19 protein-coding genes and 2 tRNA genes are annotated in these 21,631 nt (G+C 49.0%); 3 read left to right on the top strand and 18 right to left on the bottom strand.

Annotated features, from left to right (window positions below; translation table 11 throughout):
- Positions 1–29: 29 nt before the first annotated feature.
- From G5B42_RS00175 to G5B42_RS00140, 8 genes are all read right to left on the bottom strand, one after another.
- Complete coding sequence (locus G5B42_RS00175; RefSeq protein ID WP_181338423.1) at positions 30–641, bottom strand: GerMN domain-containing protein; 612 nt, start codon at positions 639–641, stop codon at positions 30–32.
- Positions 642–652: 11 nt separating this feature from the next.
- Positions 653–1,351 carry a hypothetical protein gene (locus G5B42_RS00170; RefSeq protein WP_181338422.1) on the bottom strand — a complete coding sequence of 233 codons (699 nt, stop codon included), beginning with the start codon at positions 1,349–1,351 and terminating at the stop codon, positions 653–655.
- 96 nt (positions 1,352–1,447) lie between these two features.
- The gene (locus G5B42_RS11685; RefSeq protein ID WP_407926889.1) at positions 1,448–1,768 is read right to left on the bottom strand and encodes a spore coat protein; all 321 of its coding nucleotides are present in this window, start codon (positions 1,766–1,768) and stop codon (positions 1,448–1,450) included.
- A 171-nt stretch (positions 1,769–1,939) separates the two neighbouring features.
- On the bottom strand, positions 1,940–4,576 hold the full coding sequence (alaS, locus tag G5B42_RS00160; RefSeq protein ID WP_181338421.1) for an alanine--tRNA ligase: 2,637 nt from the start codon (positions 4,574–4,576) through the stop codon (positions 1,940–1,942).
- A gap of 189 nt (positions 4,577–4,765) precedes the next feature.
- The gene (locus G5B42_RS00155; protein ID WP_181338420.1) at positions 4,766–6,109 is read right to left on the bottom strand and encodes a pyruvate/oxaloacetate carboxyltransferase; all 1,344 of its coding nucleotides are present in this window, start codon (positions 6,107–6,109) and stop codon (positions 4,766–4,768) included.
- Positions 6,110–6,190: 81 nt separating this feature from the next.
- Positions 6,191–7,333 carry a sodium ion-translocating decarboxylase subunit beta gene (locus tag G5B42_RS00150; protein ID WP_181338419.1) on the bottom strand — a complete coding sequence of 381 codons (1,143 nt, stop codon included), beginning with the start codon at positions 7,331–7,333 and terminating at the stop codon, positions 6,191–6,193.
- Positions 7,334–7,348: 15 nt separating this feature from the next.
- Positions 7,349–7,741: a biotin/lipoyl-containing protein gene (locus G5B42_RS00145; RefSeq protein WP_181338418.1), complete on the bottom strand. Its 393-nt coding sequence runs from the start codon at positions 7,739–7,741 to the stop codon at positions 7,349–7,351.
- A 69-nt stretch (positions 7,742–7,810) separates the two neighbouring features.
- Positions 7,811–8,176, bottom strand: coding sequence for an OadG family transporter subunit (locus G5B42_RS00140; RefSeq protein WP_181338417.1), 366 nt, complete (start codon positions 8,174–8,176; stop codon positions 7,811–7,813).
- A gap of 304 nt (positions 8,177–8,480) precedes the next feature.
- Between G5B42_RS00140 and G5B42_RS00135 the strand changes: the two genes are divergently transcribed.
- Positions 8,481–9,644 carry a GNAT family N-acetyltransferase gene (locus G5B42_RS00135; protein WP_181338416.1) on the top strand — a complete coding sequence of 388 codons (1,164 nt, stop codon included), beginning with the start codon at positions 8,481–8,483 and terminating at the stop codon, positions 9,642–9,644.
- Between the two features lie 141 nt (positions 9,645–9,785).
- Here the strand turns inward: G5B42_RS00135 and G5B42_RS00130 are convergent, their stop codons facing one another.
- Both G5B42_RS00130 and G5B42_RS00125 read right to left on the bottom strand, forming a co-directional pair.
- On the bottom strand, positions 9,786–10,592 hold the full coding sequence (locus tag G5B42_RS00130) for a TlyA family RNA methyltransferase (protein ID WP_181338415.1): 807 nt from the start codon (positions 10,590–10,592) through the stop codon (positions 9,786–9,788).
- Positions 10,593–10,793: 201 nt separating this feature from the next.
- Positions 10,794–11,654, bottom strand: coding sequence for an NAD(P)/FAD-dependent oxidoreductase (locus tag G5B42_RS00125; RefSeq protein WP_181338414.1), 861 nt, complete (start codon positions 11,652–11,654; stop codon positions 10,794–10,796).
- Positions 11,655–11,980: 326 nt separating this feature from the next.
- Here G5B42_RS00125 and ymfI point away from each other — a divergent pair, with 326 nt between their 5' ends.
- Positions 11,981–12,721, top strand: a complete 741-nt coding sequence (gene ymfI / locus G5B42_RS00120) for an elongation factor P 5-aminopentanone reductase (protein ID WP_331273988.1) — start codon at positions 11,981–11,983, stop codon at positions 12,719–12,721.
- A gap of 200 nt (positions 12,722–12,921) precedes the next feature.
- On the opposite strand, the gene G5B42_RS00115 is transcribed toward ymfI, so the two are convergent.
- A tRNA-Arg gene (locus G5B42_RS00115) sits at positions 12,922–12,998 on the bottom strand.
- An 815-nt stretch (positions 12,999–13,813) separates the two neighbouring features.
- On the opposite strand from G5B42_RS00115, the gene G5B42_RS00110 reads away from it, so the two are divergent.
- A complete protein-coding gene (locus tag G5B42_RS00110) occupies positions 13,814–14,695 on the top strand; it encodes a tyrosine-type recombinase/integrase (RefSeq protein ID WP_181338412.1) in 882 nt (293 codons plus the stop codon).
- 517 nt (positions 14,696–15,212) lie between these two features.
- Here G5B42_RS00110 and G5B42_RS00105 read toward each other — a convergent pair.
- From G5B42_RS00105 to G5B42_RS00080, 7 genes are all read right to left on the bottom strand, one after another.
- Positions 15,213–17,048, bottom strand: coding sequence for a hypothetical protein (locus tag G5B42_RS00105; RefSeq protein ID WP_181338411.1), 1,836 nt, complete (start codon positions 17,046–17,048; stop codon positions 15,213–15,215).
- A 405-nt stretch (positions 17,049–17,453) separates the two neighbouring features.
- A complete protein-coding gene (locus G5B42_RS12030) occupies positions 17,454–17,588 on the bottom strand; it encodes a hypothetical protein (protein WP_269206116.1) in 135 nt (44 codons plus the stop codon).
- Between the two features lie 236 nt (positions 17,589–17,824).
- Positions 17,825–18,220 carry a hypothetical protein gene (locus tag G5B42_RS00100; RefSeq protein WP_181338410.1) on the bottom strand — a complete coding sequence of 132 codons (396 nt, stop codon included), beginning with the start codon at positions 18,218–18,220 and terminating at the stop codon, positions 17,825–17,827.
- 537 nt (positions 18,221–18,757) lie between these two features.
- Complete coding sequence (locus G5B42_RS00095; RefSeq protein ID WP_181338409.1) at positions 18,758–19,906, bottom strand: tyrosine-type recombinase/integrase; 1,149 nt, start codon at positions 19,904–19,906, stop codon at positions 18,758–18,760.
- Between the two features lie 155 nt (positions 19,907–20,061).
- Positions 20,062–20,138, bottom strand: a tRNA-Arg gene (locus G5B42_RS00090).
- Positions 20,139–20,545: 407 nt separating this feature from the next.
- The gene (locus G5B42_RS00085; protein ID WP_181338408.1) at positions 20,546–20,710 is read right to left on the bottom strand and encodes a hypothetical protein; all 165 of its coding nucleotides are present in this window, start codon (positions 20,708–20,710) and stop codon (positions 20,546–20,548) included.
- Between the two features lie 17 nt (positions 20,711–20,727).
- On the bottom strand, positions 20,728–21,531 hold the full coding sequence (locus G5B42_RS00080; RefSeq protein ID WP_181338407.1) for a hypothetical protein: 804 nt from the start codon (positions 21,529–21,531) through the stop codon (positions 20,728–20,730).
- Between the last annotated feature and the right edge of the window lie 100 nt (positions 21,532–21,631).

Genomic DNA, 21,631 nt, shown 5'->3' with positions numbered 1-21,631 from the left:
TTTCGGATGAGGAGCAAAAAAAATGGACCCTAACGGGTCCAGTAGTCTCTAATTACTTGTTCGTTTCGGCGTAAAGGTCGGGACAGATCGAAATGGCCCGCCAAGGTCTCCACCGGTTGGCCTTCAATCAGAATCCGGACCGCTTCCACCTCTGGAAACTTGGTCAACGTATTCACCAGGGACCAAACGACGAGCGCCTCGCCCCACGAACCCCGGTCAATCCGGACCGCTTCTCGGGAAAGGTCCACCACGGCAAGGCCGTTTTCAATCTCCAGATGACGAACGGCGGTCTTCGCGGGCAAAACCGGTTGCAACCCCTCCGTCACCGGACCTTTGATCAACTCGCGCAGCGCCGCCATTTCCGGTTCCGCGGTCGGGCTGATCGTCCGCACTTCCGGAACCAGCAGACTCTGCCCTTCCTCATCCCCGATAAAATAAAGGGCCACTTTCCACGGCGTATTCTCGGCAAGACCCGCGGTCTGCGCCTGTACAGTCGCAAGCTCATTTTGGACTCGCTGCAGTTGGGCCCGTTGGGTAAAGAACCCGTAAGCACCGAGCAGAAGTGTTAAAACCACGCCGCCGGCAAAAGCAAGGAAGGGGGTTTTCCATTCCGGTTTGATCCTGAACGTTAACTTCTTCATGGCGACGCCCCTTAGTACCGGAGGAAAAGACCTACATCCCACCGGCCACCGGGTTCCTGGCCCACGACCAACCCCGTCTCAAGTTTATTGGGCCATGTTTTAAAGATGGTGGTTTGGTGGTGAAAATTCCCTTCCACGCCAATGTGGGGTTGGACGCGGATCCCGAAACCCTTGGGCAACCGCCAGTTCAAATCCAACTCCACAAAGAGTTCGGGTTCATGGTCCTCCTCTAAATTGTATTCAGCCTGCGCCCCCGCGAGGAGGTAGTGGTTGTACCCGATGCCAATCTGGAGCCCCATAAGATAATCCAGGTATTTAGCGCCGTTACTTACCGGCAGAATGGTGTTTACCTCCGAGACAAAACGGAGGTTTTGGTTTAAAGGTATATTCGCTTGGCCTCCGACAAAATAATGTTCCCCGGTCAGATCGTATCCGGTCTGGAACTTGTACCGGTCCCCCGGCGTAAGCAAAAGCCGTGTTTGCCACCGGTTCCCTGCCAATTCCTGGAGTCCCAGATCCCGGTAGGCCAACTCAAAACCAAAAAGCTCATTCACTCGGTAACCAACCTGGAGCTGGGCTTGGTCCCGCCAAGAATAGGAAACCGTCCCTGACCACGGTTCAACAGCCAACACCGGCACACCAAGGACAAAGACCGCTCCCCAAATTAACAAACCAACAAGTGCAACCCGAAGTCTGCCTAGTTTTCTCACAGCGATCCCTCCTAATCATCTCTTCTATTTCGGGGGAAAGGCCTTAATTCCTTTTCCCGACCCTGTTTAATTGATGGGATCGCTGGTTAATTTTGTTTAAAAAACCAGGCAGGCCGGTCTATTGCAGTTGTTGGTTCTGGTAAATACACCCATCACCGTCTGGTGTAATTTTTCATGACTGGCCTCCCGCACAAAGATATTATAATTATCGGTTAAGTATTTCTGCGTGGACAGAATATCGTTGAGAGCCCAATGACTGCACTTTTTCATCGCTAATAATTCCCAGGACAAAGCATCTTTCAGGTACGAAAGATCCTTATCCGTAATAATGTCCGGCGGACTTGTCATCACCCCGACAGTTACGTTCCCGAGCTGGGCTTGTTGCCCTGATGTTCCCATATTCATTTGTCGGTCCATACTGGCGTCTCCTTTCCTTTACTGACTTTTCCGAAAATCCCTCCATATCTTTCCGCAAAAAAAGAAGACCATGCGGAAATCCATCAGGTAAAACCTGGTTTCCGTCCGGTCTTCTCTTCATTAATGTAGATCGGGCAACGCCGGAATGCCCTGCTTTCCACGCCGCCTAGGTTACCCTTCCAAGCCCGTCCGGATCAAGCGTTCTCCCTCGCGCAGCGCCTCGTCCAATTTGTCCACATTCTTGCCGCCGGCCTGGGCCAGTTCCGGTCGACCGCCCCCGCCGCCGCCGGTAATGGCCGCCACCTGCTTGACCAAGTTCCCGGCCTGAAGCTTCGCCGTTAAATCCTTGGTTACCCCGGCGACAAAGTTGACCTTATCATCCTGGGCGGCACCCAGCAGGATCACGCCGGAACGGTACTTGTCCTTAAACCGGTCAACAGTCTCCCGCATGAGGTCCATCGACGCCGTCGTCATCTTCGCCACCAGATAATAGTGGCCGCCAATCTCCTGGACCGCCGCAAAGAGCTCCTCCCCTTCCGCCAAGGCGGCTTTCCGGGCGATCGCGTCCAGATCCTTCTTCAATTTGGCCTCCGTCGCCAGCAAGGCACGGACTTTCTCGGTTAGCTGGGCCGGTTCGGTCTGCAGGAGGGCGGAGAGCTCCTTGAGCAGCTCCCGCTCTTCCGCAGCCATCTGCAGAGCACCCCAGCCGGTAACCGCTTCGATCCGGCGCACCCCCGTGGCCACACTGCCTTCCGTTATGATCCGGAAAGCCATGATCTCGGCGGTATTACGCACATGGGTCCCGCCGCAGAGTTCAAAACTGTAGTCGCCCACCGCCAGCGTTCGCACCCGGTCCCCGTATTTTTCGCCAAAGAACGCCAGGGCTCCCCGGTTCAGAGCCGTCTGGTAGTCGGTCTCTTCGGCCCGGACCGGCAAGGCAGCAAAGATCTGCTGGTTCACTTCCCTTTCCACCTGGCGCAGCTGGTCCTCATCAACCCGTTGGTAATGATTGAAGTCAAACCGTAACCGGTCCGGGGCCACCAAGGAACCGGCCTGCTGGACATGGGCTCCCAGTAAACGCCGGAGCGCGGCCTGTAACAGATGGGTCGCAGTATGGTTGGCCGCCGTCATTTTGCGCCTCGCTTCATCCACCAGCAGGGTGTAGCTGACCGCCCGGCGGGGGAAGTCCGCCCTCTTTGCCACCAAATGGACGATCTTATCCTGTTCCCGCTGGGTGTCGACCACCGGAAACTCTACGAACGAACCGGGGGTCACCTCCACCCGGATCAGTCCGGTGTCGCCCACTTGTCCGCCCCCGGCCGCATAAAACGGGGTCACCGCAAAGACCAGCCGGAAATACTCATCATCGGTCCCGATCATCCTTAACTCGGTGGTTGTTTGCAATTGCTCATAACCAACGAACTGGGAATGGGTGCCGGACGAAACAATCTCCCAATGAACATTCGTTTCGTCGCCGCCGAACTGGCTGCCCGCCCGCGCCCGCGCTCGTTGGGCTTCCATCAAACGGTTAAACTCGTCCCGTTCTACCACGAGTCCTTCTTCCGCCGCCATTAATTCCGTCAAATCCAGGGGAAATCCATATGTATCATAGAGTTTGAAGGCCTCAGCCCCGGGGATAATTTTTTTCCCTTCTGCCCGCAGGTTCCGGCTGAGGTCGGCAAACAACGCCAAACCCTTGTCCAACGTCCGGCCGAAGGCTTCCTCCTCGGCCAGGATCACCCGGGAACAATGTTCGGCCTGCTCTTTTATTTCCGGGTAAGCCTCGCCCATCTCGCGGACCACCACCGGGACCAAACGGTGGAGGAGGGGCTCCTTCGCCCCCAAATTCCGGGCAAAACGGGCCGCCCGGCGCAGGATCCGGCGCAGGACATAACCCCGCCCTTCGTTGGCCGGGAGTACCCCGTCGGAGATGGCAAAGGTCAACGCACGGATATGGTCGGCCACCACCCGGACCGCCACCCGCTCCTCTTCCCTTTCCAAACCGGCACCGGTCAAGGTCAGGATCTCCTCGATGATCGGGGTAAACAGATCCGTGTCATAGTTGGATTTTTTCCCTTGTAAGATGGCAACGATCCGTTCAAACCCCATGCCGGTATCCACGTGTTTCGCCGGCAATTCCTCCAGTGTCCCGTCGGCTTTCCGGTTGTACTGGATGAACACCAAATTCCACAGCTCGACGTAACGCCCGCAACCGCCGTTAACTCCGCACCGGTGTCCGGGCACGTGGCCCTTATCACAGGCCTCCGGCCCCAGGTCATAATGGATCTCCGAGCAGGGCCCGCACGGGCCGGTCTCACCCATCTCCCAGAAATTTTCCTTATCACCAAAACGCATAATCCGTTCGGCCGGCAAAGGTGTCAGTTCGCGCCACAGGGCGGCGGCTTCGTCGTCGGTATGGTGCACGGTGGCGTACAAGCGGTCGATGGGCAGACCCCAGACCTCCGTCAGCAGTTCCCAGGCCCACTGGATCGCTTCTCTTTTATAATAGTCCCCAAAGGACCAGTTCCCGAGCATTTCAAAGAAAGTATGGTGGTAGGTATCGCGGCCCACTTCATCCAGGTCATTATGTTTCCCGCTCACCCGCAGGACCTTCTGGGAGTTGGTCGCCCGTTTATAGGGCCGGGTCCCGGTGCCGAGAAAAACATCTTTAAACTGGTTCATCCCGGCGTTGGTAAACAGCAGCGTCGGATCGCCAATCGGAAGTAGCGATGAACTACGGACAAAGGTGTGTCCCCGGTCCACAAAAAACTGGATAAACTCACTACGGATCGCGTTGGCTTTTTTCATTCTTAATCGCTCCTTATTTCTGGTCAACCATCGGTAACCGGTGCACCGGCATCGTCTTCCCCGGATTGTGCTTCGCCAGGGCACCCTTCCAATGGTAGTCTTTACTACCAAATCATTTATGATTAATTCTACAAAAAAAGGGCCTCCCCTGCAAGGGGTAGGCCCAAGGGATTTCTCGTCCGACCCGGTTTATTGCCCCGCCCGGCGTTGGAAAAACCCCAACGCCACCTCGGGAAAGAGAATATAGGAGAGGACATCTTCTTCGCTGAGCTGGCCGAAGCCTTTCTCCGCCAACTCTTGGCGGGCGGCCTCCAGCCGCGGTTCCAGCAGATCGGCCGGGCGGCAAGTGATCGGTTCTTCATCACCAATGATCAGCGCTTTGACTTCCGGATCAATCGGTGCCGGAGGACGCCCATAGTAACCCCGGACATAGTCTTTGATCTCCTTCGGTACCACGCTGTAGCGTTTTCCGGTCAGTACATTCAGTACCGCCTGGGTACCTACCATCTGACTGGTGGGAGTCACCAAAGGCGGATAGCCCAGTTCAGCCCGGGTCCGCGGTACCTCGGCCAGCACTTCTTCGTAACGGTGCAGCGCATTTTGGCTCTTCAGTTGGTTCACCAGATTGGAAATCATCCCGCCCGGAATCTGGTAGGAGAGGACCGCCGTATCAACGGTGCGGGGCGACTCCAAAGCCTTGTACTCCTCCCTCAGCTCTTTAAAGTGCTGATTGATCGGGGCAATCTTCGTCAAATCAAGACCCGTATCGTAGGGTGTTCCCTGCAGCGCCGCCACCAACGATTCGGTCGGCGGTTGGGAGGTCCCCATCGCCAACGCGGAGAGGGCGGTATCCACCACATCAGCCCCTGCCTCGATCGCCTTTAAGTAGGTCATCGAGGCCATCCCGCTGGTGTAGTGGCAATGGAGTTGAACCGGAAGCCCCACTTCGGTCTTGAGCCGTTTAACAAGCTCCTCCGCGATATAAGGCATCAACAGCCCGGCCATATCCTTAATACAGATTGAGTCGCAACCCATCTCTTTCAGTTTCAGAGCCAGTGCCACATAGGAGTCGATATCATGAACCGGACTGATCGTATAGCAGATCGTCCCCTGAACGTGGGCCCCCGTCTCTTTACAGACGCGAATCGCAGTCTCCATGTTCCGCGGATCGTTCAAGGCGTCAAAGATCCGGAAGATTTGAATCCCGTTCTCCTTCGCCTTCAGGCAGAAGGCCCGGACCACATCATCGGGATAATGGCGGTAACCGAGCAGGTTCTGCCCCCGCAGCAACATCTGGAGGGGGGTCTTCCGAATCGTCCCGCGTAAAAGCTTCAACCGGACCCAAGGATCTTCGTTCAAGAAACGAAGGCAAGTATCAAAGGTCGCGCCCCCCCAGGCCTCCAACGAATGGAAGCCGATTTCATCAATGGCGGCCGCAACTTTCATCATGTCATCGGTTTTCATCCGCGTCGCCCAGAGGGACTGGTGAGCATCGCGGAAAATAGTTTCGGTGATTCCCACTTTATGTGCCATTGAATATTCCACCTCTTAATTTTAGAATCAGACCAGGTTCCCGATACAGACGGAAGCGGTCTAAATCAAAGCCGGGCCAGTTTAACCCAGACGGGATAACAGGATCCCCGCCGCCACCGCCGAACCGATCACCCCGGCCACATTCGGCCCCATGGCGTGCATAAGCAGATAATTCCCGGGATTTTCCTCGGCCCCAACCTTATGCACCACCCGGGCGGCCATCGGCACGGCCGAAACCCCAGCCGCACCAATCAACGGGTTGACTTTCCCGCCGCTCAGTTTGCACATAAGCCGTCCAAACAACAAACCGCCGATGGTACTAAAAGTAAACGCCGCTAATCCTAAAAGGAGAATGCCAATGGTTTGGGCGGTTAAAAACTGGTCGGCACTGGTCTTCGCCCCTACCGATAAACCCAGGAAAATGGTGACAATATTGATCAGCTCATTCTCCGCGGTCTTGGCCAAGCGGTCCGCCACCCCGGAAACCCGGAGGAGGTTGCCGAACATCAAGGCCCCAAGCAGAGGGGCTGCCGACGGCAGCAATAAGGAGCCCGCAACCGTCACAATAATCGGGAAGAGAATCTTCTCCTTCTGCGAAACGGGACGGAGCTGTTCCATGACAATCTGCCGTTCTTTCTTCGGGACTATCAACCGCATTAAAGGCGGTTGGATAAAGGGGATCAAAGCCATATAGGAATAGGCGGAGATGGCAATCGGCCCCAACAATTCCGGCTTCAACCGGCTGGTCAGGTAGATCGCCGTCGGTCCGTCCGCTCCCCCGATAATCCCGATCGAGGCCGCCGCTTTCAGGTCAAAGCCCAAAATGATCGCCCCGAGCAAAGCGGCAAAGATCCCCAACTGGGCAGCAGCGCCCAACAGAATACTCTTGGGGTTGGCGAGTAAAGGACCAAAATCGGTCATCGCCCCAATCCCAAGGAAGATAAGGGGCGGGTAGATCCCAAGCTCAACACCCTGGTACAGATAGTAGAGTAAACCCCCGGGCTGAAATTTCCCGTTGACCACGGATGGCCCATCCATCAAGCCCGCCAATGGGAGATTCGTCAGTAACGCCCCAAAAGCAATCGGTAATAACAATAAAGGTTCGTACTTTTTGACAATTGCCAAGTACATTAAGTAGAAAGAGACCAGAATCATCAAACCTTGCCCCAGGGTCATTCCCGCCAAGCCGCTGGTCATTAAGAGCGCTTCTAAATTTTTCAGCATGGCGCGCAACCCCCTCTACGACCGGAGGGACAATAATGGATCACCAGTATTGACCGCATCCTTCGGCTTGACAAAGATCTGGCCGATCGTTGCGTCCTCAGGGGCAACAATCTCGTTTTCCATCTTTAACGCTTCCAGCGTCAAGAGGACCTGTCCTTTTTTCACCTTCTCTCCTGGTTGCACATTAATCTGCAAGATCGTCCCACCCAGCGGTGCCGGTAATGGTTTTTCACCAGCACCCATCGCCGGGCTTGCCGGAGCTGCGGCTGGTGCGGGGGTTGGAGCGGATGGTGTCGGCGCAATCGGGCTTGCCGAAGGCGCTGCAGTGGCTCCCGCATTCCCTTGCACAACCTCTTCCACACTAACTTCGTAGACCTTCCCGTTAACCGTTACTTTAAAATACTGCATCTTCTTAAAATCCTCCCCGTTTTTTTTATTTGAACTGAACTGAGTTCGCCCACTTACTTAAAAACTGGATTAGCGCGCGGCCATGGCACCAACGATGGCCGCCACCAGCTCTTCCTCCCCCACGCCAGTGGTGGACGGCGGCGCAACCCGGACCACCGCCTTATGGTTGGCGGGTAAAACCATGCCAAGGGCTGTCATAATGGCAACCAGTTCGTCAGTGGCCAGATCTTCCGAAGGCACAGCCGCCACGGTCTCCGCCCGGGGGGCGGGTGTGGCCGGTTTCATCTCCGGTGCAGCCGGTTCCCCATCCAGTGCGGACTGCTTGTTAATCAGCGCCGAAGTCGCCTTCATCAGAAACAGCAAAAAGACCAAAACCAGAAAGGTAGTCAACATACCGGTAAAGAGTAGCTCGATGCCAACCGCGAGATTATTCATGATTGTTTCCTCCTTCTATCTTCTTTCCGCACGGCCAACAAAGAAAAAACCGGTAAAAAAACCGGTAAAAACCGGATCCCTTCAGAACTTTTTTTGGTTATTTTTATGCCTGAATGGTCAAAAGCCATATTCCCCCACTTGCCCTAAATACTACTAGATGTCAAGGCGAAAATCAATGAATTCTCTGTTACAATTTGGTTTTAATTTCTATTTCGAAATTTAAGTTTCCACTTTTGCAGGTTTTTATCGATTTTCCGCGAAAGATATTTTGGATTTTTAATCTGAAGGAGGTGTCTCGTGATTTATGCCACTGTTAAGCCTGAAAAAAACATCCCCCGCCGATTGCCAGGTCACCGTCACCAAAGTCCAGACCAAACGGGACTGGCGTGTCTTTATCAACCTTCCTTGGCTTCTTTATAAGAACGATCCCTACTGGGTGCCGCCACTGAAAGCCGAAATGTGGGACACCGTCAATCCGAAAAAAAACCCCCTTATGAAGTTGGGTCCTTATCAGTACTTCATTGCCTGGGTGAACGGGCAACCGGCTGGTCGGATTGGGACCGGCATCGATGAGAAGCTCAACCGGGAGAAAAATAAAAAAGAAGGATACATTACCCTCTTTGAATCGATCAATGATTATCGCGTCGCCAAAGAATTGTTCGATCACGCTACAGCCTGGTTGAAAGAACGGGGAATGACCGCCGTCACCGGCCCCCAGTCCCCGTCCAACGGCGACGACTACCGGGGGTTACTGATTAAAGGTTTCGATTCGGAACCGGTCTTATTGAATTCCTATAACCCCCCCTACTATGTGGACTTCTTTGAACGTTACGGTTTTACCAAATTCTTTGACCGCTTCGCCTTTTACTACGATCTCTCAAAACCGGTCACCAAACGGTTCGAAGAATCCGTCGCCGCCCTCAAGAAACGGTACCGCTTTACCACCCGTAACTTGGACCTGAAAAACCTGGACCGTGAATTGGTCGGCATCCAAAAACTGCTGGTCCGTTCCTGGCCGGAGAACTGGCCCGATATGGTTCCGCCCAGCTTACCCGAGATCCAGGACGAGGTGGACAAATTGCTTCCGGTTGCCGACAAGGACTTACTGGTGGTTGCCGTGGACGAACAGGGCGAAATTATCGGTCTGGCCATTGCCCTTCCCGACTATAACCAGGTGTTCAAACGGCTAAACGGACGGCTTTTCCCCCTCGGCTTTATCAAATTCCTTTGGTACCGAAGGAAGATCGACGGTGGACGCAGCCTGATTTTGATGGTCGATCCGGCTTACCACAAAAAAGGCGTTTCCGCTGCCATGTATCTGCATATGTTTGAAAGCGCCTTGCAAAAGGGCTATCGGTATGGGGAAGGTTCAACCATCCACGAATTCAACACGAAAATGGTCAACGACGCCATCCGGGCGGGCGGTGTTCTCTACAAGATCTACCGGATTTACAAAAAGGACTTATAATGAGTGATAACCAAATTTATTAATTGTTCGGCCTTTAGTAACTTTTTCTTCATATCTATCATGTAGAATATCAATTGGGAGCATTAAGTTGTTACCCCTCCTTTTTCCTCCTTTTTAGCCTCTGCACGCCGCAGGGGCTTTTTAGTCTTTCTTTGGCTTGAAATTCTCCCACGCCTCCGCCACAACTGCTTCCGGGTCGAGGTCCCCCCGGTCCGGGACGCCTTTTTTCCAGTAGACCAAAAACTCAATATTTCCTTCCGGGCCTAAAACCGGTGAATAAGTAAGCCCCAGGCAACCGAGGCCCGTTTCCGGTCCCATTAGCAGCACCCGCCGGAGAACTTCTTCATGGATGGCGGGTGAGCGCACAACCCCCTTCTTCCCCACCTGGGTGCGGCCCGCTTCAAACTGGGGCTTGACCAAAGCGATAATCTCCCCGTCCGTCGTAAGGAGGGTCGTAAAAACAGAAAGCACTTTTCCGATGGAGATAAAAGAAAGGTCGGCCGTCAAGAGACTGGGGCGGGCCGGCAACTGTTCAACGGTCAAATAGCGGACGTTGGTCTTCTCCATCACCACCACCCGCGGATCCTGCCGCAGTTTCCAGGCCAATTGCCCGTAACCCACATCAACCGCAATCACTAATTTGGCCCCGGCTTGTAAAAGACAATCGGTAAAACCGCCGGTTGAGGCCCCCGCATCCAAACAGACCCGGCCGGCCACCGTCACCGGAAAGAGGTCCAAAGCACGCCGGAGTTTAAAACCGCCACGGCTCACGTATGGCAGCGTCGCGTCGACCTCGATCACCGCATCGGCCGCCACACGGATTCCCGGTTTATCCACCACTTTTCCATCCACCCGCACCTGGCCCGCCATGATCAACGCCTGGGCCTTGCTCCGGCTTTCCGCCAGTCCGCGCCCGACCAGTAAAACATCGATCCGCTCCCGTTCCATCTTCCCGGCTCCATCCTTTCCCGCTCTCGCCTGTTGGTCTTACCACCAGCGTTTAGTTTATTATCCCGCCCATCCCCGCGGAATTAATTGTTTCGGCCTTCCTCTTTGTTCTTAATTATCCAAAGAGGGTTAGCAAATAAATAATAAATAAGCCCGACAGGGCTTTGGAAACTTGTATTCGGTAAACAACCTCAACATTCGCTACGCCAAAGTGGCCAGGTAATCAACGGCGCTTAAAGCCGCGACCAGACCTTCCCCCACGGCCTTCGCAATCTGCCACGGCCTACCGGTACAGTCACCGGCAGCGAAGACCCCGGGAAGATTGGTCCGCATCTGGCGGTCCACCTTAATAAACCCGTTTTCCAAGGCTAAATCCGGCATTAAACTGTCCAGGGGCAGGCTGGCCCGTTCGATAAAGGCCCCCTCCACCTCGTATTCCCCGGCGGAAGTCTCGACCTTGGTCAGCCGTTCTTCGCCATGCAGGCGGAGAACCCGTCCGGAAACCACTTTAATCCGCGGGTCTAGACCCCGGTAGTCCCCTTGGTAGCGGGGCAGGTAGTAAACCTGAGCGCAGATGTCGGCCAGGAAATTGGCATCCTTCTCGCCCTCCTCCAGTTCGGAAAGGAAAAACACCCTTTTCCCGCGGAAGAACATCCCGTCACAGGTGGCACAGTAGCTGACCCCTTTGCCGACCAGTTTTTCCTCGCCCGGAATCGACGCCTTCTGCGGCATCCCCGAGGCAATGATCACCGTCTTCGCCGCATACAGCTGCTCTTTCCCCATGGCTTGAAAACCACCTTCTTCCGGCCAGAAACTGCGAATTTCATCCTCGATCAGTTCCACCCCTTCGGCGACGGCATGCCCCCGGTAGCTGGCGGCCAACTCCGCCCCGCTCACCCCGGGAAAACCCAGATAATTGTCGACGCGGTGGGCCTGGCGCAATTTATTACTGACCTTCTCTTTTCCCACCAGCAAAACCCGTTTGTTTCTCCGGCGGCCGTTCACCGCCGCCGATAACCCGGCCGGGCCGCCCCCGATCACCAAAAGATCATACTGTTCCATCCCGCTTCCTCACTTTCTGTACATTCCTTATTTTTTGCTCCCTTTCCTTTCCGTCCCGCGTTGTCCCCCGTTACTCGTCATCCGTTGGTAGCCATTCCTTTTACTGCTTACTGCACCAGTTGGCCGGGGTAGACAAACCGCTATTTCTTCTATTATTTATTTTGTTCTCACTTCAAAGATATCCTCCCCCCGGCAGGGTTTTTGTTCTAAAAAGCATAAATTTAATCGGAGGGTAACATGCTTTGACCGGAACCTTAACAGCATAACGGCAAGCCGCCGAAACAAATCAGGGGCAAATGTTCTTTTGCATCACTTCCGGAAGGGGTGTGAATTTGAAAAAAACCGTCATCATCACCGGCGCCGCCCGTGGCATTGGCCGGGCCTGCGCCGAACTTTTTGCCGCCCACGGTTACCAAGTGTTGATCAATTACCACCGTTCAGTGGCGGCCGCGGAAGAACTGGGCCGTTCTTTACAGGAGCGCGGGTTTCGCGTCGCCCTTTTCCAGGCCGATGTCTGCTCCCGTCCACAAGTCGACCGGATGGTGGAATACTGCCAAACCGTATTTGGTCCGGTCGATCTTTTGATCAATAACGCCGGCATCGCCCAGTCCCGTTTGTTCATCGATCTCGCCGTCGAGGACTGGGAGAATATGATCCGGACCAACCTCACCGGCGTCTTCCACTGCACCCAGAGCGTCCTCCGGACGATGCTCCCCCGCCGGCAAGGGAAGATCATCAACATCGCTTCCATGTGGGGACAAGTCGGCGCCTCCTGCGAAGTCCACTACTCGGCGGCCAAAGCGGGGGTAATCGGCCTCACCAAAGCCCTGGCCAAAGAGGTGGGCCCCGCCAATATTCAGGTCAATTGCATCGCCCCGGGGATCATCGAAACCGACATGATGGCCCCCTTTACCGCAGAGGAAAAGACAGCCTTGAAAGGACAGACCCCTTTGGAACGGTTCGGTACCGCGGATGAAGTGGCCGCTTGTGCCCTCTTCCTCGCCTCCGACGCGGCCAATTTCATCACCGGTCAGGTTATCGGGGTCAACGGCGGGTTCGTGGTCTGAATAAACCATTTTCGGCTGGATAACGGACATTAATGGATTTTCAATTTTGCTGTAAAAATTGCTGAGCCTACCTAATTTCCGCGTTAGCACCCCAGTTGCTGAAGGTCGATACGGTGTTTTACTTATTCATGGATTATTCATAAAATACTTCCTGAAAATAAAAAAACCCCCGCTGCATTGGGGTCTTAAGCACAATAACATGGCGCGCCCGGAGGGATTCGAACCCCCGACCTACAGATTCGAAGTCTGCCACTCTCTCCAGCTGAGCTACGGGCGCAGGATTTGAAACCACTTCTACCTGCTATTTTTATAATACCATATTTTGGGGAACCTGTCCACAATCACTTTTTCGGGGCAAAATGGTAGTACAATGGTAGTACAAAAAAGGAGAACTTATCTATGACAGACAAATATCTTTGTCTGCAAAAGAAATATCTAAAACCACTATCTTAATTAGATCCGGTATTTATTTTATTTCATTATTATTTCATTGCTTCCTCAGCAAGTCAAATTGAATTTTCCCGCCACGACATTAATAATTAATTATTGCTTTCCGTCTTGAATCTGCAGTCGATAAATGATTTTTTCTAGGTAATCCTCTTAACTGGTCTTTCCCAACTTGTTGGGAATCCTTGTCGCCACTTGTGGTGATGAACCCACAATCATATAAATAACTACGTACTCTACGACACCTGATTGTTTCGTTGCCACTTACGGTAATTTCGGTAAATCCTCAGTCCTCTAACAAAAGAGTTTCCCAGGATGAAATGTCTTTCGCAACTTCCTACGAAAATCTAAAATCTTCAAATAACCTTCTAAAAGAGGACAAGGAAGGAACTGCTTTCCCCACTAGTGGAGAAAACTATAAGAGATCATCTTTATGCTTTTACAAAAAACAGATAATCACATATAAAAAAATAAAACGACCTTATTAAACCTTATGAGTAAGAAAAAATGTAGTTGTTAAGAAAAGATAATTATCATTATCTTGCATTTTATCTCCTTTGTTGCTACAATAAGGAAAGATAATGTACTATTATCTCCTGAGAAAAAGGCAAGATAATCTTAAAAACGTTAAAGGGAGGGATTTTCATGGACTATTTAAGGGAGTTTATAAGCAGTCTTGAAGAAGAAGGAAGGAGCAAGCACACTATTAAGGCCTACGCGTCCGATATCAAACAATTCCAGACATGGCTGGAGGAAACATACGGAGAAGAAAAATTCACCCCTTCCTCTATAACTAAGCTGGATATCACTTCTTATCGTTCATACTTGCTTACTGTTGCTCAAAGAAAACCTTCCGGTATTAACCGGGCGCTTTCTTCGCTTTCGGCTTTCTGCTCCTGGGCGCAAAAACAAGGATATATTTCAGGAAACCCTGTCGATGGAGTACCACAAGCCAAACAGGTCAAAGCCCCTCCCAAGGCCTTGGAAGATAAAGACTTAAATAGACTACTACGTACAGTCTACAAAGCAGGAAAGAAAAGAGACATAGCCATTGTGGAGTTAATGGTAGGGGCAGGGTTAAGGATCGGAGAGGTTGAAGCATTGAATCTACAAGCTATAAAGATCAACGAGAGAAAAGGTTTTGTGGAAATACGGCAGGGAAAGGGAAGCAAATACCGGATTGTCCCTCTTAACAAGGATGTAAGAAAAGCCATCCTGGACTACTTGGAAGAAGAACGGCCACAGGACGCCTCTCCTTCTCTTTTCATCAGTCAGAAGGGAGGAAGGTTAACCTCCAATGCCATCTGGAAGGTGATAAAAAAGTATGCGAAGGAAGCAGGACTGCCGGACATTACTCCCCACTCCCTTCGGCATACCTTTGGGACTAACCTAATCCGCAAGCATGGAGTTGATATTGTAACCACTGCTACTCTTATGGGTCACTCCAATATATCAACTACTGCCATCTATACAAAGCCAAACGAACAGGACATGATCGACGCCGTCGAGAAGCTGTCAAAGAGTTGACCTTCTTTGTCTTCTTCCTATTAATAATGAATACTAGAGGTTAAAGTAATACCTAGTATTCCATAGATAAAAAAGGGATCTCCTCCTTCTCTTTCCCTCCATTTTTTCTCTTATGGGGGGATACGGGGGGGAATTCCTTGATCCGCTTTTTACGTATGGCTTCTCAGATTTTTACTCCAAAATTCAGCCCGAAAATATTTACTGGTTTCGCTCTGCCATCCATACCTTTACGCCACGGTTAAGTTTATAAACCTTGTACAATTCGACGAGCAGGACGAGGCTGTAGATTATCTCAATAATTAATGCTGACATTATATGATCACGTCCTTTATCCATTTATTAAGTGGACTTAATCCAACTGTTGGACTGAAGTACTCTAAATATGAAGAAAATTAAAAAGCTACCGGCAGTAGGGAATTATGAATAACTACGCAATGTCCGTTTATACCTTTATAAGGACTCTGCGTAATTACCGAATATACTTAATATTTAATACAAAGAGAAGCAGCAAGAGACGTTAATTAGGGCTATACTTAAAGTTAACCTTAACAAACTCATTTCTTCGTCGGCCTCCTTCTTTTACTACAATCCCTTTCTCTGTAATCATCTCTATAAATTCCTTCTTATTGAGGACATCCCGTCTAAACATGTAATTATCTCTGAAGCCCAAAGCCTTTCTCACTTCAACTTCGGTTATCTTTTCAAGATCTTCATCTTCCCTAAAGCGTCCCATAATATATTCAAAAGCTTCCTTTGCTTTACCCTTAAGGGTATTCTTGTCTTTCATCCATAATATGATCCGGCTACCCGGGAAAATGACCGGTAATAGGGCTTCTACTCCTGTAATAGGTGATGCTATTAGCCAAAGATCGCTTTTTGGACAGCTGTCCCCAATACATTTTCTTATTGCTCCCCTGCACGAAGCCTGTAATATATGGTGGCAGCTTTCCCCATGCTTCACTCTGGTTATCTCATTTGAGCTAAATATTCCTTTTGTTGTCGTCCTTCCTGCTGCTGCCCTTCCTATTGCTTCATAATCTGCTGTCCTATAAAAAAGAGTTCCTGCAAGAATAACATTAGGAATATTAGCAAACTGATTTGTTGCCGTATGTTTCCCCCAATGAGTAAACTTAACCCTCTCCGGATTAGTGGTCATTCTTTTCTTAATAGCTACTTCAATATTATCCCTGCCGTATCTGTCTACTGGTTTAAATCCTATGACAAGAAACTCTTCTTCTGGTTTAGAATTAATTACTTTTGCCACTTCTTCAGCTATCTCATCAAATGAATCTCTATTATTGAAGCTGAATTTACCTCTTGGACGTCTCCAGACGTGGATCGTTAGGTTAGAATAGTCCTTATTAGCAGTCTTAAGCCGAACAAGGTTTTTCCTCTCTGCTTCCTGTAATCTGTAAGTCTCTCTCACTCTTCCTGATGCGTCGGTGATAAGACAAGGAGCAAAATCCTCCGGCAGATCCTCTGTACAATCTACTAGAGTAAAACCGTCTTGATTACGTACAGTAACAGCTTTGCCAGACATTAGCCATAAGGTTTCAGCATAATCTTTCCTGTCAGGAGTGGAGTTTTCAAAGATTCTTAAAGCTTCATTAAGGGAGACCCGAAGATCAGGGAATTGAAAGACCTCTCCGTCTTTATATTTTTTTAAGTCGACTAATAGCTTTTCTAGTATATCTAGGACTTTTTTCTCCCCTGTGCTTCTTTCCCATTTTTCAACGGTCTCGAGAAGACTCCCGATAGCTGTCCTATTTATTGTCAGGGCTTTACCCACCAGCAGTGACTCATCCCAAATCCTTACCTGTCTAGACTTGTCCTTGTAATAGAATTGCTTAACATCCTTAAAATGTTTACCTGCGCTTTTAATTCTTATTTGCGCTTTTGTTGTAAACAAAACTTTTGCCTTGTTAGCTCCGTATTTTCCGCAACCCAAGTCATTGAGTGGATGGTCTTCCTTAACAAAAACAGCGTATTGATCGGGGACAAGTTTACACTCATCAACAAATCTTTGGATTTCTTCATATCGTTCTAGGCCTATTAGGACCCCTACTCCTTCTAGAGCGCTGTCAGTTGATTCTAAAAATACCCTTAGCCACTGGATTATTGCAGTTGATTTTCCCACCCCTGGATCTATTGAGCTTAGAAAATACTTATTATCGGCTTTTCCGAAAGCCATAGCGGTTAATGTCTCTATAATCTCTTTGAGTGCCTTTAGCATTTCTCTAGAAGGCTTATGGTCATACTCATTAAAAAGGCTAATTATGTTAGAAAAAGCTTTAGTGTTTAGTTCACATTCATCCATATGGCAATTCTTCGTCATAGCTTGTTCATAAATCATTTGTTGTTCCCCCTATCCTTTGTTTTTTTACTGAAACATCTTTTCTACTTGCTCCCCCCCTCAATCAAGAATTTTTATAAGCCCTAGACATAAAAAAGCCGTATTACCTCGAAAAGAAAGTAATACGGCAAAACAAAGAATGAGGGGGAGGAGTTTAGAACAAGTGAAAAAAACCCCTTGGTTTAGCCAAGAGGTTTTTCACTGTTCTATCCTTATGGTACGTAGGTATTATATAACTTTGTAATCAGATTTGTAATACAAAAGCCAGCCTTCCGTATCGCAGATATTAAAACTCATAATACATATATTACAAATACATACAGCTTCTTAAATATTATATCAATAAAAAACCCAAATAAGTGGCCGGTACTTATTTGGGTTTCATCAAAGTTAAATCAAATCATTCTACTCTACTTCAACTTCTTCTTCTATCTCGAAACGCCAAGCTTTAAAACCACGATGTTTAGCCCATTCGATTTCACCAGTCTTAGGATTACGTCTCCATGCACGATAAATTATTTTTTTGCGTTTTATTCGCATGGGTCCTCCAGATTTTGTTCCAAAAATGTAAAAACAGATTGCCCAGAACACCCCAATTATGTTATTATAAATTAGGCAACTATATATTTATAATACCGGCCCACATAATTAGGGGCTGTCCTTCGAGTCGTGGAACACCTCGAGGGGCAATACTGCCAGGCTTTATTAACCGCCTGGTGGTTTTTTTATAAAAAAGATACTTCTTTCCACTTCCATCCCCTTCTTTATAAACTTTTCTATTCTTCTTCTATTTCTTTTAGTTGATCCATTGGCTCCTTCAGATTTATTGTTAAAAGTTTTTGTTCTTCATCCCACACACCAATATACCGTGTAGAGTTCTTAAAATCCAACCCTGTACGATTAGAAATATATTTGACAAAATCTTTAATTCCAATCCTAACATAGCCGTTTCGTTCTCTTTCCGTGAAAGGAAAACATTTCTCATTTTCTTCTTCGCTTGTATATATAGCTTTAAATCCTACAACTTTTTTCTTATCATCGTACCCTATCATGATTTTTTTTGGTCTATGCATCATTTCAATTACAACATTATTAAAAGTTATTCCGTATGATGCAATCGACACTACTGGTGCTCCCCCTGACGGAGTCGTCCACACAAAGTTAAATTCCACCTCGCCGCCCTCCCGTTTTTTAGTCTATTCCCACACCTACATTATAACCAATAATCGTTTCCGTGTCAACCCATCATTTCCCAATGTCTCTTAATGTGGCTTATATGTAGTCATATTATAATTATTTTTGTTATTTCAGTTATTATATATCCTCTTCCACCTTTTGTAGTATATCTAATACTTTGCCTATTACGCCTACAATATCTATCACCTAGTATTCACAGATGTTAACATGTTGGTAGATTGATTTATTTTTGTCTTTATATTAATTATATTACAGTAGAGGATAAGCACCTTGGTGGATTTTGCCAAGTTATCTAACTGTTCCATCAAATTCAGAAGGAAGATAAGTAAAAGTTTTTGGAGTAATAAAAGGAAATATCAGACTTAGTATACTAGACTCCCAAATGGATAGGTATTATAAAAGGTTATATATGCTTTATCCTAAATTCAATAATACTATAAAATAAATAGCAAAGACGATTCGCGACACTATAAAAATACTTATACTACAAAATATAAACAAAAAGAATTTCCTTACATACTAAATACAATATCCAACTCCTTAGCAACCTGTTTCTGCATATTCGGTAGCACATGACTGTACGTATCCAATGTCAAGCCGATACTAGAATGACCCAGCCTTTCTTGGACTAGTTTTGGGTTAACCCCTTGTTGAAGAAGTAATGTGGCATGCGTATGTCGTAGGTCATGGAAACGGATCTCTGGGACACATGCCTTCTTAATCAGAGGCTTAAAAGAGCGTTTAACCATATTTAAGGCCCGGACTAAGCCTCCCTGTGTATTAGTGAAAACATATCCCGAAGAAAGAAACCTTTTCTGAAGTTGCTGTTTCCTATACTCCTTTAAGACCTCTATTGCCAGTTTAGGCAGAGTCACTGTCCTCCTCGCGCTTTTTGTCTTTGGTTCTCCGACTACTAACTTACCTCTCACCTCTTTGACTGTACGTTTGACAGAGACAGTCCCCTGCCTTAAATCAATATCGTCCCACCGGAGGCCTAAAAGTTCTCCTTGCCTTAATCCAGTCGTCAAGGCCAAAACATATAGGGGATAAAACTTATCGCCTTTGGCAGCCTCAAGGAACTTATCCACCTGCTCCTTATTCCAAACAGTCATCTCCTTCTTCCTCTGCTTAGGTTTCTCCACCAAGTCAGAAACATTATAAGATACATATCCCCACTTTAAAGCATGAGAAAGCGCCTTGTGTATTATGGCATGCATATGCTTTACCCTTGAGACCGATAGTCCGGCTTTTATCTTTGAGTTATATAGGGTCTGTAACTGCATCGGAGTCAACTTACACAATAATATCTTGCCAATAGCCGGATATATATGCTTTCTCAGTATCCCTTGGTAAAGGTTAAATGTCGAAGGCCTTAAAGACGATACACAGATCTCATTAAGCCATTTGTCTAAAAAGTACTCAACTGTCATTTTACTTGGTTCTCTATAAGTCCCGGTCACAATAGAAGCGTCAAGCTTTTTCTTTTTTTCTATTAGCTCATCTTTACTTTTGGCATAGATGACCTTCCTCTTCCTTTTACCATGGACGTCTACCCCGACCTGTACGCTGGCACACCATAACTTTTTGTCCTCCCTGTAGTAAATACTGCCTTCCTTGTTTGGACGCCTACTGTTAGACGAAGAATTCATCCTTTTCCCCATAAATAAAACCCCCTCTACCTTTTTTGCAAGTAGAAGAGGTCTTAAACCCTAAATGGTAGTACAAATGGTAGTACTAGTATTAGATCAACCACCCATTTGCACAACCGCCAAAAAATAAAAGCCCCTTTTAGCAGGAGCTTTCTCAACAATCCCACTGGCGCGCCCGGAGGGGCTCGAACCCCCGACCTACAGATTCGAAGTCTGCCACTCTATCCAACTGAGCTACGGGCGCCTTTGAACCTATCTTTTATCTAACTTTGCCCAATTTATTGTACCATACTCATCCCGCTACTGCCAGTCCCAAAACGTGCAAACCCATTCCCCTTCCCGTAACCCGGCCCGGTAAAGATAAAAGCCCTGACTGGAACAGCCAGGGCCCACAGGTCCGAATTAACCATTTGCCACCGCTGGTTTACGCTTGCGCTTTATGCGGGGTTATCGCCTAATTTTACCTAGTACATTACACCTAACAGTAAGAGAATTAAAATCAAGAAAAGGATAAATGCCAAAGAATCATCCACATTCTTTAAGAAATCGAACATTTATTGCACCTCCCACCTAAATTCTCACTATAAACTATGCATGTCGTTTCCGACTTGATTTAGGCTAAAGGTGCTTTCTTACACAACCGAAATTGGATCAATTTTCGTTTAATTCAAGCAGGTGGTTACGGAGCTGGTTTTTCGCCCTCTCCACCGCTTTTATAACATAAGGATCTTTGCTCTTCGCCGTTAATGTTTTCACCGTGTTGACAATATGCACGGTTTGGGTGAATGAGCTCTCTCCTTCTCTTTTTTCCGCCATCCGTTTCACCCCCCATATTATTTTATACCAATGCCAGCGGCGGGGTTATCAATCAGTTCAAAATAGGCAGCCAGCTCGGTTGGGTCAACATTCATCTGTTGTACACCCCGTCCGAAGATCTCACAGAGAACCAGCATAAACTGTTCGTCAATGGGCGAAAATCCAGCCGGATCCGCCGCATATAAATAAAGATAAAGGGCGTAATCAGTCCCGAAACTAAGTTTTACCCCAAAGGCCTCCGCCATGTCTTCTTGGTCGGGGAGGACCAGCCTCGGAAGCAGTCGATGCTGCAGCGCGAAAACTTTTTTCCTGTGTTCCAAAAGAATACTGAACCGTTCCACGGGGAAGGCTTCACCAATGGTCGCCACCAGCTCCCGGAGACCAACCGCCGACGCCACTTCTTTCGAGCCGCAAAAGCGGAGCCAACGAAGGATGATGGACCAACGGAAAGTTTCCTGTTGGATCAACTCTTCCACTTCCGCACCGGTAATCTCCCCGGTTACCCGGGCAATCTCCTCTTCTTGCTCCCTGCTCCACTGCACTCCTTCCTTGCTGACCCGGAATAACGGAAAGAACAAGCAGATCATAATTAGCACCAGGCCTACCGCCACCAGGACAATCCGGGCCAGGACAACCAGGGGAAAGGAGTGGAAGAGATTAAGCCAGAATCCCGGCAGGTTGTTCTCCACAGCCAACGGTGCCGTCAGATGTTCCCAGGAAGTATAAAGAATCATCAGCAGGAGGGGGAGAAAAATCAGCCACCACAAAATCAGCGGATTTTTCCGGACCCACCGGTGGAAATAAGCGAGCGACCGCTTCATCCCCCTCCCCCCTTTAATTTTTAAAATATGAAACCGGCGCTCCGCTTTATGCCACAATCACCTGAAAAATTACATAAAAAAAGCCCTCGTCAAGGGCTTA

The organism is Capillibacterium thermochitinicola, from assembly GCF_013664685.1.
Classification (GTDB): Bacteria; Bacillota; UBA4882; order UBA10575; family UBA10575; genus Capillibacterium; species Capillibacterium thermochitinicola.
Note: the sequence above shows the minus strand (reverse complement) of the source record. Positions and strands in the feature narration are given on the sequence as shown.